The organism is Aestuariispira ectoiniformans, assembly GCF_025136295.1.
Taxonomy (GTDB): domain Bacteria; phylum Pseudomonadota; class Alphaproteobacteria; order UBA8366; family Aestuariispiraceae; genus Aestuariispira_A; species Aestuariispira_A ectoiniformans.
Genome location: NZ_CP062788.1, coordinates 156,368 through 172,008, shown reverse-complemented (window position 1 = coordinate 172,008; position 15,641 = coordinate 156,368). Strand labels below are relative to the sequence as shown.

General features: G+C 55.2%; 11 protein-coding genes. 6 read left to right on the top strand and 5 right to left on the bottom strand.

The window, feature by feature from the left end:
- Positions 1 to 250 precede the first annotated feature (250 nt).
- Positions 251 to 1,066: an alkaline phosphatase family protein gene (locus IF205_RS00780; RefSeq protein ID WP_259781380.1), complete on the top strand. Its 816-nt coding sequence runs from the start codon at positions 251 to 253 to the stop codon at positions 1,064 to 1,066.
- 94 nt (positions 1,067 to 1,160) lie between these two features.
- Positions 1,161 to 2,075, top strand: a complete 915-nt coding sequence (locus tag IF205_RS00775; protein WP_259781379.1) for an ATP-binding protein — start codon at positions 1,161 to 1,163, stop codon at positions 2,073 to 2,075.
- 21 nt (positions 2,076 to 2,096) lie between these two features.
- Here the strand turns inward: IF205_RS00775 and IF205_RS00770 are convergent, their stop codons facing one another.
- Positions 2,097 to 2,627 (bottom strand): response regulator, encoded by a 531-nt coding sequence (locus IF205_RS00770; RefSeq protein WP_259781378.1) that lies wholly within the window; start codon positions 2,625 to 2,627, stop codon positions 2,097 to 2,099.
- Between the two features lie 302 nt (positions 2,628 to 2,929).
- Here IF205_RS00770 and IF205_RS00765 point away from each other — a divergent pair, with 302 nt between their 5' ends.
- On the top strand, positions 2,930 to 4,630 hold the full coding sequence (locus tag IF205_RS00765) for a methyl-accepting chemotaxis protein (protein WP_259781377.1): 1,701 nt from the start codon (positions 2,930 to 2,932) through the stop codon (positions 4,628 to 4,630).
- Between the two features lie 83 nt (positions 4,631 to 4,713).
- Positions 4,714 to 6,498, top strand: coding sequence for a hypothetical protein (locus IF205_RS00760; protein ID WP_259781376.1), 1,785 nt, complete (start codon positions 4,714 to 4,716; stop codon positions 6,496 to 6,498).
- A gap of 51 nt (positions 6,499 to 6,549) precedes the next feature.
- On the opposite strand, the gene IF205_RS00755 is transcribed toward IF205_RS00760, so the two are convergent.
- Genes IF205_RS00755 through IF205_RS00740 form a run of 4 tightly spaced genes read right to left on the bottom strand, consistent with a single transcriptional unit; the run spans position 6,550 to position 9,764 of the window.
- Positions 6,550 to 7,230 carry a hypothetical protein gene (locus IF205_RS00755; protein ID WP_259781375.1) on the bottom strand — a complete coding sequence of 227 codons (681 nt, stop codon included), beginning with the start codon at positions 7,228 to 7,230 and terminating at the stop codon, positions 6,550 to 6,552.
- Between the two features lie 54 nt (positions 7,231 to 7,284).
- Positions 7,285 to 7,620, bottom strand: coding sequence for a hypothetical protein (locus tag IF205_RS00750; RefSeq protein WP_259781374.1), 336 nt, complete (start codon positions 7,618 to 7,620; stop codon positions 7,285 to 7,287).
- Between the two features lie 9 nt (positions 7,621 to 7,629).
- Positions 7,630 to 8,388 carry an alpha/beta fold hydrolase gene (locus IF205_RS00745; protein ID WP_259781373.1) on the bottom strand — a complete coding sequence of 253 codons (759 nt, stop codon included), beginning with the start codon at positions 8,386 to 8,388 and terminating at the stop codon, positions 7,630 to 7,632.
- 14 nt (positions 8,389 to 8,402) lie between these two features.
- Complete coding sequence (locus tag IF205_RS00740; protein ID WP_259781372.1) at positions 8,403 to 9,764, bottom strand: alpha/beta fold hydrolase; 1,362 nt, start codon at positions 9,762 to 9,764, stop codon at positions 8,403 to 8,405.
- A 396-nt stretch (positions 9,765 to 10,160) separates the two neighbouring features.
- Between IF205_RS00740 and acnA the strand changes: the two genes are divergently transcribed.
- Positions 10,161 to 12,848, top strand: coding sequence for an aconitate hydratase AcnA (gene acnA / locus IF205_RS00735; protein ID WP_311195723.1), 2,688 nt, complete (start codon positions 10,161 to 10,163; stop codon positions 12,846 to 12,848).
- Between the two features lie 167 nt (positions 12,849 to 13,015).
- Positions 13,016 to 15,640, top strand: coding sequence for an ATP-binding protein (locus tag IF205_RS00730; protein ID WP_259781371.1), 2,625 nt, complete (start codon positions 13,016 to 13,018; stop codon positions 15,638 to 15,640).
- Position 15,641: the final 1 nt, after the last annotated feature.

Genomic DNA, 15,641 nt, shown 5'->3' with positions numbered 1-15,641 from the left:
TGCTTTCTTTCGGGTTTATTTTTGTTTCCCGTGTCTGCACCCTATGGGCGGACCCCGTCTGGGGCCTTGATGCTCATCAAGAAGTGAAAAAATAATGCGATTTCTGTGAAATACCCGGTGAAATGACGCCAGAAACGTCAAATTTCGTGAAAAATAGCGTTGACCTGAAAAGTAAAATCGGCGAGCAGGATTGATTGGGGCCTCGTGTCGGTTCGCAGGGTGGCTGTTTTGCTGAGTTAAGGGTAGTGCATTGAAAAATAAAGTGATCCTCGTGTTGTTGGATGGACTTGGCTATGAGATGGCCGTGAGCGAGATGGGTTTTATGGAAGGGGCCGTCGCCAAGGGGGCCGCGCGGCGCTGGAAAATGAGGGTAGGCCTGCCGAGCCTGTCGCGCCCGCTTTACGAAACCATTCATACCGGCCTTGCACCCTATGACCACGGGGTGACCAGCAACAACATCATCCGGAACAGCCGCCACGAGAATGTCTTCTCGATTGCACGTCAGGCAGGGCGGCGAACGGCTGCGGCGGCCTATAGCTGGTTTTCAGAGCTTTATAATCACGTACCCTATGATCCGGTCATGGATAAGGAAGTGGATGACGAAAACCGGGTCATTCAGCATGGGCGGTTCTATACTGAAGACGACTATCCGGACGCGGAACTGTTCCGTCAGGCGGATATGCTGGTTCGGAGGCATGAGCCGGATTATCTGTTGGTGCATCCGATGGGATGTGACTTCAAAGGCCATGTATTCGGTGGGGAATCTCCGCAATATCGGCGGCAGGCGGGTAAGGCGGACGATCTGCTGGCCATCCATGCGCCGTCCTGGCTGGAGGCGGGTTACCATGTTCTTGTCACCGCCGATCATGGCATGGACGAGATCGGCACCCATGGGGGCACACGCGATGAGGTGATGCAGGTAGCCTTCTATCACCTGCATGGCCGCGATGAACAACCTTGTGAGGAGCAGGAGGCCTGTCAGTTATCCATCGCGCCGACAATCCTGACCTTGATGGGGCTGCCCAAGGCGGCAGCCATGACCGGTGCGGTTTTGGCCGATCATTAATTTTTCCCTCGATGGTTGTTCCCGCCTCCTTCCCAGCCAAATCTTATGATGCTATTCTCATGTTAGCATCCGGAAGGAGGACTGTCGGGCTGGCATGAGTAAGCAACGGAAACTTTATGCCGTTTTCTTGGGAGGTGGGGAAGAACTGGACAGTCCTGTTTTCTCCTCACTGGAAGCACGCGGCATCAAGTTCATCCAATTTAATACATTTGATGACTTCACGGCCTACTTTAACGGCAATGGGGACCAAATTGCCGTTGTTGTCCTGGGGCCGGGTGGGTTGTCCGATGATTGGGCGCGTCTCGCCGATCTGCTGGACTGCAAGGAATGTGACTTCGTCCCCTTTATCGACCTGACCGGTAGTGACAATCTTCCAACAACCATGCGGTTGAAACGGCTTTTTTATTCGTTGCCACAGACAGTTGACCCGAACGATCTTGCAACGGCGGTCCAGTTTGCCTTTCTGGAGAACCGCCGGTATCGGGATCTGGTACGGGAGGTGGAATCCCGTTCTTCGGCAATCGGCACGATCATGGCTGGCATCTTTGAGGTGAAGACGGTTCGCGAGGCAAAAAACCTCACCACTATGCTGTCGTTGGCGTGCCCCGATGCGCCGTCAGCAGCTTTTGTCCTGTCCGAACTGATTATCAATGCGATTGAGCACGGAAACCTGGGCATTTCCTTTGAGGAAAAAAGTGAACTGGTTGCCAGGGGCGAGTGGACCCGGGAAGTGGAGCGCCGACAGGCGTTGCCTGAAAACATGGACAAGAAAGTAACGGTTCAATTCGACCGTGATTCCAAACGTACCCTGGTTACGATTATGGATATGGGCGATGGTTTCGACTGGCAGAGATATACCGGCGACAGGTTGTCACAAGGTAAACCGTTGTACAGCGGCAGGGGGATCGCCATGGCGAGCGTCATGGACGGATGCAATATTCAATATAAAGGCACCGGCAGCGTTGTGACGGTGGAAATGGCAAACGGGTCTGAGGAAGACTGTCTGTAATGAATGGGTGGAACCCTTTGGCTATTCATCCTGCCGTCTTTCTTCGCCATCATAATGGATATCGGCCGGTACGCGGCGGCGGTCAGGTCCGCGGTAGTCATCGATCGTGACATAGGGAATTTCCGCCCGCAGCAGACTGATCAGCTTTTTCTGTATGACGTCGGGCGATAGCGGCTTGACCCAGGCAGTATCCACGCCAGCCTTGATGACCGCCTTCAGGATTTGTTTGTTGGCGGCGCTGAGGAGGGCCACGATGCGCGGGGTCCGTTCAAATTTGAAGGGGTCGCGTAATTCGCGGACCAGATGAGCCGAAGGACTGAAGCGGGTTGGTGTGAAATCCACCAAAGCAATGTTGAACGGCCGGTGCTGATGATGCTGGCAGGCTGTTTCCTGATTATCGCAAAAGATGAAGTTCAGGTCGTCTGATTGCTGTAATGCAAGCTTTGTGACGCTTGCGCTGATGCGGTCTGTATCAAACAGCAGAATGTTCAGCGACGCCAGATCGACGCGTGTACTGTCAATACCGACTGATGTCACGATTTTTTCACTCATACCTTTGCAGCCTGTCTATTTATGAGTGTGGTTCCTACACTTACCATAATTTAAAATATCGCGTGGACCTATGCCACAATACGCCCACTACCATGAACCGCACCCGGTTTCACACCTGTCGGCCTGGCCGGGACTTGCATTGATTCTAATAGATAGCTGATAAGTCATTTTTTCTTAAAATTGTATTAATATCTGATAGTTGCTACCGGGATTTTGTGCCAGTATTTTTCACAATAAATTCACGTGAATGAAAAAGATATCTGCTGCCCGGCCTGGCTAGGGGGGCGTTTGGGGAGGCTTGTATGAATTGGCTACGCAATTGTTCCATCTTTACGAAGATGCTGATTGCGCCTGTGATCGTGTTGATCTTTATGGCGCTGTCGACGGGAACATCAATATTTACCGCAATCCACCAGCAGCAAGATGTTGCTGTGTTGAACAATGTGACCTTTGAATCCTATCGCCTGACGGTGAACCTGCAGGAGGAAATCTCCAAGGGCCATGAAAGCGTCAACGACGCAATTGATTCCAGCAGCGCCGAAATGGTCGACGAAGGCATGCCCATGATCGATTCTGCGATCACGCGCATCGAGGCCTATCAGAAAGTGCCTGGCGTTTCCGAAGAGGCAATCGCAGCCTATGGCGCGGTTGCGGAAAAACTGCAGGCCTATCGGAAAGATATGCTTGGCCTGCGTCAGGCCTTTGAAGAGCAGGATTATACCAAGCAGTTCGATTATCAATCCAATCTGGCCTATGCCAGCAAGGAGATGATCGAGGCGCTGAAGGCTATTCGGGCGCAGGACGACGAACTGATCAACGGCATGACTGCCACCCTGGCGAAGGATTTCCAGGATTCCATCGATACCAGCATTGCGATTGGCGTTTTGTCGCTGATCTTTGCCATCGGGGCATCCTTTGCCATCGGCCGTATTGTTTCCCGCCGTTTCCGCCGTGTGACGGATTCCGTGGCCGCGCTCAGCGACGGGCAACTGGATGAACCGGTTGCGGAGCGGAATGCCAAGGACGAACTGGGGGTGATCGCCCAGGCGATGGAGCTTTACCGAGGTCAGTTGATCGACCAGCGCGCCCAGCAGGAGCGGGAGCAAGACCGTCTGCGCCAGGATGCAGAACGCAGTCAGAAAGTGGTCGATGTGTCCAAGCGGTTCGACGAAGACGCACAAAGCAGCCTGGGCCATGTGTCCTCTGCGGTTGGCGAGATGCTTGGCATGTCCGACCATCTGGTCTCCGGCACGTCGGAGGTTGAGGGCGAAACCGGCACGATCATGAATTCCGCGCAACTGGTGTCGGAAAATATCGATTCCGTTGCGCAATCAACGGAAGAATTGAGCCGTGCCATCGCAGAAATCAGCAATCAGGTTTCCACGGCGGTCAGCGTCGCGGACACCACCCTGCGTGATGCCAGGCAATCCTCTGAAATGGTTGGCAATCTGGACCGGGCCGCGGATCGTATCGGCGAGGTGGTCGGCCTGATTACGGATATTGCCGAACAGACAAACCTGCTGGCGTTGAATGCGACCATCGAGGCCGCGCGCGCCGGTGAGGCAGGCAAGGGTTTTGCCGTGGTCGCCAACGAGGTGAAAAGCCTGGCGACCCAGACAGGCCGCGCGACGGAGGAAATCGGCAGCCAGGTGGCCGAAATTCAGAAATCGGTCAAGGATACGGTCTCGGCCATTCGCGATATCTCAAACCGGGCGCAGAGCATGACCGAAATCGCCAGCACCATCGCCGCGGCGGTGGAAGAGCAGAATGTTACAACCGAACAGATTGCCGGTGCGGCGCGCACGGCCTCCGGTGCGGCGGGCGAGGCGATGACGCGTCTGGGCGGTTTCGCCGAACTGGCTTCCAAGTCACGCGAGATTGCCGACAATTCCAAACAGCAGATGTCCTCTGTTGAACAGGAAGCAGAACGCATGCGCGGCCTTGTGGCCGACTTCCTGCAAACCATGCGCGGCTTTACCCAGCAAACGCAGGCCGCAGAGTAACGGTCTCATAAAATCAGGCTCTCCCCTTCTCATTATACGCGATATCGTCTAAGGCTATTCGTGTTGATGAGAGGGGGAAGTCTATGCGCTATCTGATTGGTTTTATTTGTATTCTATTCATTCCTTTGTCGGCATCCGCCGATGCGCTTGACCAGGCGTTCAAGGATTTCGCGGCTGGAAAATATGAGGAGGCCTTGCCTGCATTGGAAGAGGCCGCGGCCTCGAATGCTGATGCGGCTTTTGCGGCTGGCATTGCACATTTCCGGATTTCGGGTCGGCTTAGGGACCAAGGCAAAGATACGGCTGCTTCAATAGCCCAGTCCTACAGCTATCTGGAAGTAGCTGAAACGGCCAGGTATCCCGCGGCGAGGTCGGCGCTATTTGAACTCGATTATACCGAAGGCGAACTCACACCTGCCGGTTCCCCTGAACGCGATGTCGCGACACGGAAGGTTCAGGCTGGCATTGATCGGCTGGCAGGTGTGTCTATTGACCAGTATACGTCCTACGACGCCATTGTTTATATGCGCACGCCGGAAGAATACTTCTCCAAGCCCGATGCGGGGAATGTGGACTATGCCGCCAATCATGCGATTGAGACGGCTTCCGGGCCGTTGACGGACTGGTATAAGGCGGAAGCCCTGACAGCATGGGGAAATTATTACCTGATACAAACTAAAGGCATTGATGGGTCGGTGAAGCCCTATCTTGTGAACCCGTATAAAGAGCGCGCCTATTTTGCATTTCAGGGAGCGGTGCAGCTCACCGGCAGTCTTGAAGCGAAGCGGGCGCTTGACCGATTGACCGCCGACGGGTGGGATCCGATAAAGCCGCAGGATTACAATACGGCTTCTGCTCAACCAATTCCGGAGCGCTCTGGACCGGCGGCGGAAGGGCTTCAGGCTTTTGACCTCGGCAACTATCTTTATGCCCGAAAATTGCTCAAGGAACCTGCGGATCAAGGTAATCCCGATGCTGCCTTTGCGATGTATTTCATGATCGACAATGGTTTGGGACGATCTAGCCGCGATCAGGATGGCGGCTATGACAGGCGGCATGAGGTTGCCAATGACTACTTTGCCAAGGCCCTCGCTGGAGGAAGTCCCGAAATCAAGATCGCGTTGGCGGACAGCTTGCGTGAGCGGGCCAAAGCCCTCCTGGGCCAAGGCCGGGACAGGAATGACAAGGACGTCAAGGATATGGAGGAGGCGTCCTATGTCTATATGGAAGAGGGCTGGAACAATGATTTGCCCTATGCATCACGCGTTCGCGTCAAACTGACCTATAACGACGATCCGATCTATAGCGAACAGTTGCTGGGCTATTATAATTTCGATGGGAAATCCACTTTCATGCGCTGGGACCGGTCGCAAAACCTTACCCAGCTTGGCCTTCATATTACGGATGGTAATGGAACCGGGAAATACGGCCTTGAATTTCAAAGACTGTATTTGAAAATGGCGATGTCCCGAATGAAACGGGCAGTAGCCATTAGCAGGAATCCGGACGCCTATGGCTATCTGGGGCTGGTCTTTAATAGTTTGTCCGATGATCCCGCGGATAAGGCACAGGCCCTGCACTATTTCCTTGAAGGGGCGAAAGCCGGTGACAGGCTGTCCCACGACGAAGCCATTGATGTATTGCTTGTTATGGCGCGCCAAGGTGAGGCCGGCAGGATGAAACAAGCCTACGCCCTGTCACGAGTTGCCGGCGAAATTTGGCCTGTCGACGACGCCAAAACCCAAGGTCTGTTGTCCGGTTTGGACAGCGCGGAGGCGGACGCCGCCCGGCGATACGCCGATGAGAAGGCCGCAGCCTGGCGCAAGGGTGATTATTCCATCTTCGAGGAAATACAGCAGACGCTCTAGATGTGCTTGAGAAACAGGGCGGCCACAGCTATGTGGCCGCCCTTCGATATATTAGCGTCTTGGCGGTATGAACCGCAGTTGCTGTAGAAAACGTGGATCCGTTGAAGGATCAATGGCAGGGCCGCCGGGTATTGATTGCGTCGGGTAGAGAAGTAAGCCCTCGCTCGTGAGATATTCCAACGATTCTATCGTGTTACCTTCCTCTAAAGCCCGATCTCGGGAGTCGTATGCGCGGGCTGTCTCCAATGTTTGGATAAGAGCATGGAGAAATGACTTGTCATAGAGTTCGTCCGATCGCTCATACAGTTTTCCGTCAGGCCCCATGAAATGGCGGACTTGGATGATATCGGGCATTCCATCCGGATAGGAGGCACCTTTTGCGATATTGTCTTCAAACAGGCGTTGGATATCGTCGCGGGCCGGTTTCGCTTTTTTCCAGGCATCTTCAATTACCCCTTCTTTAAGCGCGAGGCGTTTTTCGGGGGAGGTTGGCAGGACGGCTTGCGCGGCTCGCCAGATTTCGGCGCGCGTCTGGAAGCCTTTTTCGTCATGCGTCGTTTTATTCACGATATTCGTCGTCTTCTTCGCCCAGTCTTCGGTAACTTCTCCTCCCTCGGGCAGATAGATGCTATCCGCCCTTGCGAAACCGGTTGTTGGCGATCCTACATAGGTTCGTTTCTCCTCTGGCTGCCGTCGTAACCGGGAAATTCGCCGGTCCGGTTCGGAGAGCAAGTAAATGGCGCCTTCTACGTGGAGAGCGGCGTACCACCTCGGCAGTCATAGACTTCAATTGCAGAATGATTGCCCGCAGGCCGAGAGGTTGGGGGCCACCCATGTCAGCAGGAGTTGGGTGGAGATCAGGATTCCATTCGCCGTGATGATGGTTTGGTTGAGAGGCCATCGGGGAGTGAACGGTGGCATGCGCAAAAGCCCGACACAACCGAGAGAAATCAGCAATGCCGCCGCGCTGACGAGACGGGTGGCCAACAGCAAGCCATCCACACCCTGCCAGATGAGAAAACCCGATCCAAAAGCGGCCAGCAATGTGTAGGTCAAGGCTGATAAGGGGCTGAGGATGCTCACGACTTGTAAGGCAGTTGCCGGTATTGTGGTGTGGGGCATTGACGTCACCTATCGTAATCCTGCGTCATAAAGTTTTTCTGCCAATAGGCGTCTTGCTTTCCTGCCCGTGCTATTGGGATCGGTCAGATAGAAATGGCCGGATTTCGACCCGAATGGGCCTGACAGGAACTGTAGGGTTAATTTGGGCAGCGACCCCAAAAGGTTGGTGAAACCCATCCCTGCGAAAATCGGATCGTCCTCATCCTGCAAAGTGACCAGGATGACCTGCCCGATCTGGGGCATCTGCTGAAGTTCCGTAAGAAAGTCAGTGGAAATCGGGGACGCGATCAGGACAAGGTGATCGATCCGGCCCTGTCGGCTTGCATAGTCTCTTGCGATTTGCGCTGCGACCAGGCCACCGTGGGAATAGCCAATCAGATTGAATTGTGGGTTTTCCCCTGCAAATTCTTCCATTGCCATAGCGGTTTCCCCAAGGGGGTGGCGTTTGCAAATGGCGGATAAGGCATCGAGGCCGGGCCCGCGAGACCAAATTTTCCTGTCGACGCTTTGGGCGGAGTGGATGCCGGTCGCCTTTAGCGTTTCAACCATATCCGCAATATACTGTCCCTCCATGCCCGACCCGCCCAGGAAATAGGTGCCCTTCGGGATGGAGGTTGTAACGGGTGCTTTCTCCCGGGTTGAAAGGCCGGGAGCGTAGCCCAACACATTGCAAAAGCGGGGCGGCGCCTGCCGGAACTCTGATTCCGCCAAGTCGGCAACCAAAGATGCAATCAATACCATCATGAGGAAGACGCTTGCTTTCGTCATCGTTATTATGCTTCCTATCTCAGGCCGATATCGAATAGTTTTGACGCTAGGGCGCGGCGTCTCTTGTTACCTTCTTCACCGGGGTCGGAATAGTAAAAATGCCCGGCGCTGGGCTCTATGAAAAACTGTGAAGCGAGTTTCGGTGTGGACATTGCCACATCGAGGTCAGACATGCCTGCAAATATCGGGTCATCCTCTTCCGACAGGTTGATTACTTCAACATGTTTAATATTTGGGTGACTTTCGAGCTTTTTCAGGAAGGTTGCTTCTATTGGCGTCCCCAGAAGGACTAGATTGTCTACGATTCCACCATCGTCAGCATAGTCCGCCGCGGCCTGGGCTGCCTGCAGGCCGCCGTAGGAGTACCCAACAAGATTGAATTGCTCGCCCTCGGTTGAAAAAGAATCAAAATCAGAGGCTGCACCGTCTCGATCATTATCGAACACAACAGACGCTGCGTCTGTAAACATGCCGCCGGTAGACCACTTTTCTGGGGCTGCGGAACGTACATTTGATATTCCCTTTTCTTCAAGGGCTTGAACCATATCGTTTATATAGTCGCCTTCCATGCCAGCTCCGCCGAAAAACGTGGTTCCTTTCAATGGTGGAGTAATCTTGTAGAGCCTGTACAGCCGCTTCTTTACTCGCCCAAGCGTTTCATACGCTGTATCCCGTCCACCAAGTTTCTGGGAGTTTCTTAAGATGCTAAGCAAATTTTTTTTTAAATTTGCTTGTTGCTTGTTGCTTCGTTGGATCGCTGCTTCCAGGCTCTGATAGGTGTTCGCATCGAATGATATGTCATTTTCAATAGCATTTTGGAGTACTTGCAATATTTTCAGGTTCTGGTTTTTAAATCCATCTGAACCGTTTGCTGCTGGTTCCAGTATTCCATTCGCACTTTTGTCGGTCCCTTCTTCCTTATGAGTAATAGGAGCTCGTGTCATCGGAGACATAGGTGGAGAAGCCGCATGATGAGATTTTGTTATTGGTGTCAGCTTGCCGAATACTTCCCTGGGCCCCTCGCTGCTTACGGAGGAATTGGATGTTACGTCCAGCTTTGTGACGATGGGGAAGCTGCCTGTGGCCACGGTCGCAGGCTCAGTATAGGCAAAACTGGGCTCGCCGCTAGCAGATGAATCGGCAGAGCGAAGAGTCACCTCCGGCTCCGGCGGTCTTTCCGGCGGTTTGCGGAATACGTCCAGCTTGACCTGGCTTGGCGCGGGAGCACTCGGTTCGGCGGGGGGCGCAACCGGACGGTCGGCTGCTTTGTTGACTTCAGCAGGATGAGTAGGCGGGTTGGTGTTGGCCGAGGGGGCGCTGGCACTTGCCTTGTCCAGCGCGGCGCTTGTTTCCTTGGCCTGGGACGCACCGCCCATTAACGATGGGCCTCATGTCGTGGCATCGGGGATCTCCTTTTTTGAAGGACCGAAGGCGCATGCAAAGGCGGTTTGCATGCGGCTCTGGCTATGTGTTGGGGATTGTTGACCTTTACGGGAGCGTTGTTGGAAAGTAAAGAACAAAAATAGAACAAATGGTGTTTTGACAATCGGGAGGCGGTCTGGCGCGCTTTTTGACAAAAATGACGCAACGCAAAAAATAGTTGCCGCCGGGACTACCATTTTCCGGTGAGAAGCGGTAAAACCCTCGTCAAATGATGCAACTGGCGAACCAGTTGAATAACAATGGCATCCGTGCGGTTCCGATAACCGGCGTTCAAGCCGGATATTCGTCTCTTTTGTCAACACGGATCACGATTGAGGAGCAAGACACCCATGACCATGACCGGCCAGGACAGTCTTAAGACCCGTCGCACCCTTACCGTTGACGGTAAGGAATACGATTATTACTCGCTGCAGGCAGCCGCCGACCAGATCGGCGACGTTTCCCGTCTGCCTTTCTCTTTGAAAGTGCTGTTGGAAAACATGCTGCGTTTCGAAGATGGCCGCACCGTCACCACCGACGATGTGAAAGCGGTTGCCGACTGGCAGAAAGAGCGCAAATCGACCCATGAAATCGCCTATCGCCCGGCGCGCGTCCTGATGCAGGACTTCACCGGCGTGCCTGCGGTGGTTGATCTGGCCGCCATGCGCGAGGCGATGGTTGCCATGGGTGGCGACCCGGAAAAGATCAACCCGCTGTCCCCGGTGGATCTGGTCATCGACCACTCCGTCATGGTCGACTATTTCGGCGGTAAGGATTCCTTCAAGAAAAACGTCGATCTGGAATTCGAACGCAACGGCGAGCGCTACAGCTTCCTGCGTTGGGGCCAGACCGCATTCGACAACTTCAGCGTCGTTCCTCCGGGAACCGGCATCTGCCACCAGGTGAACGTGGAATATCTGGCCCGCACCGTCTGGAGCAGCCAGGAAAAGGGCGGTGACCGCGAGATCGCCTATCCGGATACGCTGGTCGGGACCGACAGCCACACCACCATGGTCAACGGCCTGGGTGTTCTGGGCTGGGGCGTTGGCGGCATCGAAGCTGAAGCCGCCATGCTGGGTCAGCCGGTTTCCATGCTGATCCCCGAAGTCGTCGGCTTCAAGCTGACCGGCAAGCTGAAAGAAGGCATGACCGCAACGGACCTGGTTCTGATGGTCGTGGAAATGCTGCGCAAGAAGGGCGTTGTCGGCAAATTCGTCGAATTCTACGGCGATGGCCTGGACAACCTGACACTGGCCGATCGCGCGACCATCGCCAATATGGCGCCGGAATATGGTGCGACCTGCGGTATCTTCCCGGTTGACGAAGAAACGCTCAACTACCTGAAATTCTCCGGTCGTGATGATGCACAGGTGGCGCTGGTGAAAGCCTATGCACAGGCGCAGGGCATGTGGCGTGAGAAGGGTGCCGTCGAGCCGGTCTTCACCGATACGCTGGAACTGGACCTGAACTCCGTAGAGCCGTCGCTGGCTGGTCCGAAGCGTCCGCAGGACCGCGTGGCGCTTTCCAACGCCGCACCGGAATTCGTCAAGGTTGCCGAAGGTTTCGGTCACGCCGACAAGAAACAGCCTGTTGACGGCGCGGATTACGAACTGGAAGACGGCGCGGTTGTAATTGCGGCGATCACGTCCTGCACCAACACCTCCAACCCGGCGGTGCTGATCGGTGCCGGTCTGGTTGCGCGCAAGGCCCGCGAACTGGGCCTGACCGTCAAGCCCTGGGTGAAAACCTCGCTGGCGCCGGGTTCCCAGGTCGTGACCGACTATCTGGAAGCCGCCGGCCTGCAGGAAGACCTGGACGAACTGGGCTTTGATCTGGTCGGCTATGGCTGCACCACCTGTATCGGCAACTCCGGCCCGCTGCCAGGCCCGATTGCCCAGGCGGTTGAAGAGGGCGACCTGGTCGTGACCTCCGTCCTGTCCGGTAACCGTAACTTCGAAGGCCGCGTTTCCCCGCATACCCGTGGTAACTACCTGGCGTCCCCGCCGCTGGTTGTCGCCTATGCGCTGGCCGGTAACATGAAGATCGACATCACCAAGGATGCGATCGGTCAGGACAAGGACGGCAATGACGTCTTCCTGAAGGACATCTGGCCGACCAACCAGGAAATTCAGGAAACCATGCTGAAGTCCCTGACGCCGGAGATGTTCAAATCCCGTTATTCCAACGTCTTCGAAGGGCCGAAGGAATGGCGTGATATCAGCGTCAAGGAAGGCCAGACCTTCGAATGGAATGCTGGTTCCACCTATGTGCAGCATCCGCCGTTCTTCCAGGACATGAAGCCGGAACCGGAAGCCATCACCGATATCAAAGGCGCGAAAGCACTGGCGATCCTGGGTGATTCCGTGACCACGGACCACATCTCCCCCGCTGGTTCCTTCAAGCCGGAGACGCCTGCTGGTGAATATCTGACCGAACGTCAGGTGCGTCCGGCGGACTTCAACTCCTATGGGTCCCGTCGTGGTAACCACGAAATCATGATGCGCGGCACTTTTGCGAATATCCGTATTCGCAATGAAGTGGCCCCGGGCACCGAAGGCGGCTTCACCAAGAAGAATGGCGAAGTCACCACCATGTATGACGCTGCCATGGCTTATCAGGCCGAAGGCACGCCGCTGGTGGTTGTCGGTGGCAAGGAATACGGCACCGGCTCCAGCCGTGACTGGGCAGCTAAAGGCACGCGCCTGCTGGGTGTGAAAGCTGTGATCGTGGAAAGCTTTGAGCGTATCCACCGTTCCAACTTGGTTGGCATGGGCGTGCTGCCGCTGCAGTTCAAGGATGGCGTCAACCGTGAGACCCTGAAGTTGGACGGCTCCGAGACCTACGACATCGTCGGGATCGAAGGCGACCTGAAGCCGCGTCAGGATGTGAAATGCATCATCACGCGTGCCGACGGTTCCAAGGAAGAAGTCGATCTGCTGTGCCGTATCGATACGTTGGACGAACTGGAATACTACCGCAACGGCGGTATCCTGCAGTATGTCCTGCGCAACATCATGGCGGAAAGCAAGGCGGCTTAACCAAGCCCGACCGGGCATTCAGCCGATTGATTACGGGAAGCGGGCCTCTGCGGAGGCCCGCTTCTCTTTTTTGTGTTTTTGGCTATTTGGGCGAAATGATGTATTTTGGAGAACGGCATGGTTGTGTTTGGTGACATGTAACCTGGAGCTGGCTGAGAGATACGCGCATGGAAAGCAATGTCGCGCTGCAATTGGGGGAAAACCTCGCGCTGCTTTTTCTGTCCGCCTTTTTCTATGGGCTGATCATCAACCGCTTCTGCCGCCAATACGGTAAATTCTCCATCCTCTACACCGGCCTGCTGTTTGGCCTGATTGCCATTGTGGCGATGCTGTTCCCCCTGTCCCCGACCGACGGCATTATCTTCGACGGCCGTACTGTCGCCGTTGTCCTCGCAGGCCCGTTCGGTGGGGGCTATGGCAGCCTGATCGCCGCATTGATCGCGGGGGGATATCGCCTGGCCCTGGGCGGCCCGGGTGCTGTGGCCGGGATTGTGGGGATCGGGGCAGCCGCGCTGCTGGGGCTTGGTTATTGGAAACTGCGTAAATCCGCCCCTGAAAAATACAGTATTTCCGATTTCCTGATCATGGGCGTTCTCCTGCCGGGCGTGTCGTTGCCGACATTGTTCCTGTTGCCACAGGAGGTGGCGTTGCCGGCCCTGGGCAAGGTCCTGCTGCCGGTGTTCATTTATGAAGTCGTCAGCGTCATCATCCTCGGTATATTCCTGCGCAACGAAGTCAGGCGCGCCAACATGATGGATGAGTTGCTGGTCAGTGAGCAGCGGTTCCGGGATTTTACGGAGATTGGCAGCGACTATTACTGGGAGATGGATGAAGAGGGGTGCTTCAGCTACTTCTCGGAACGGTTTGAGCATGTGACCAGCACGCCAAGGCAGGAGGCTGTCGGGAAGTCACGCGAAGAGCTGTTGTCTTACTGGGGCAGCAGTCTCCTCGACCGAGGCGACGTGAAAAACGACATATTCCAACTGATTGAAACCCGTCAGCCCTTCCGGCGCGTTCGTTTTGTGATACCGCAGGAACACCGGTCAGACCGTGTGATCGAGATTTCCGGGCGGCCCTGTTTCGATCGCTGGGGGCGTTTTAAAGGCTATCGTGGGGTCGGGCTGGACGTCACAAAGGAAGTCTCGGCAGTTCGCGAAAAGGAACAGGCCCTCCAGACAATGGAAAAGGCGCGAAAGGCCGCGGTGATGGCGAGCCGGGCCAAGACGACCTTTCTTGCCCGTATGAGCCATGAGCTGCGTTCACCGTTAAACGCCATCGTGGGCTTTGCCGATGTTTTGTCGCGGGAGGCCGAGGGGCCGCTCGGGACGCCGGGGTATCGGTCGTATGTGAAGAACATCCAAATGGCCGGAAGCCACCTTCAGGCATTGATTGGCGATATTCTCGACCTCTCGAAAATTGAGTCCGGTCGACTGGAATTGGAAAAGGTTCAATTTTCCTGGCGTGATGTCATGGAACACCTGCGGTCCATCATGGTGGACGCGGCCAAGGAGCGAAACAACAGGATACGTCTTGAACTGGACGATAACCTGCCTCCCTGTGTGATCGGCGACCCAACCCGTATTCGTCAGGTCATTGTGAATTTCCTGTCCAATGCGATCAAATTCACCAGCGGTGGGGAAATCGTGCTCGCGGCAAGAAAGGTCGCACAGGACGATCATAGTGTGGAAATGGAAATCTCCGTATCGGATACGGGTGTCGGCATGACCAGTGAAGAACAGGAAGTGGTCTTCGACGCCTTCACGCAGGCCGATGTTTCCGTGACCAGAAACTATGGCGGAACCGGGCTGGGGCTTTCTATCTGCAAGCATCTGGTGGAAAGCATGGGGGGCGAAATCGGCGTCGAGAGTGCCCATGAAGAGGGAAGCCGTTTCTGGTTTACGGTGACCCTGCCCTGGCGGGATTATGCGGAGGATGAGGATCTTCTCCTGTTGCCACAGACGGCACATCTCGCCCCGGTCACGATGCTGGTGGTCGATGACCTTGAAGTGAACCGTCAATTGGTCAAGGCATTGGTCACCTCCGAAGGACATACGGTGATAGAAGCCGCCGACGGTGCCGAGGCCCTAGCCATCATGCATTCCGATACAGGTTTCATGATTGATGTCATCCTTATGGATATTCATATGCCGCATATGAATGGTATGGAGACGGCAATGATGATGCGGGAATCCTTCGATGACAGTCGGTCAAACCTTCCGATTATCGCCCTGACGGCGGATGTCATGCAGGAAAATATTCGTCAGTACCGAAAGTCGGGGATGTCTGATGTTATTGGAAAACCGGTCAAGATCAGTGAGTTGAACCGCGTGTTGGCGGGACAGGGGTTGCCGCTTGCCGTGGAGCAGGACAAAATGGCGGCCAGCCCGGAGATTGTCTTGCGGGATGATACCGTGAAAGGTGACGGAAAAATGCGTGATAGGGCAGATGGAATGAACAATAAGTCTGTGGATCCTGCGCGCCTGTCTGTCGCGTTTGGCCTATTCCCGGACCAGAACAGGGCACAGGTTCTGGATACGCTGAAATCCCAATGTCATGAATTTATTTCGGCGGCGATGGATGCCCGCAAGGCGGAGGATTCTGAAGGGCTGCGTATGCAGCTTCATACGCTGAAAGGGGTGGCATCCAACATCGGCTTTTGTGGCCTTGCGGACCTATGCCGTTCGCTGGAAAATGAGCTTAAAAGCAAACAGGCCAATACCGATATAAATCTCAATGACCTGAACCCCGCATTGGAAGACGCCCTCCAGGAGGCGGCCCGGCAAGCGGTCTGAG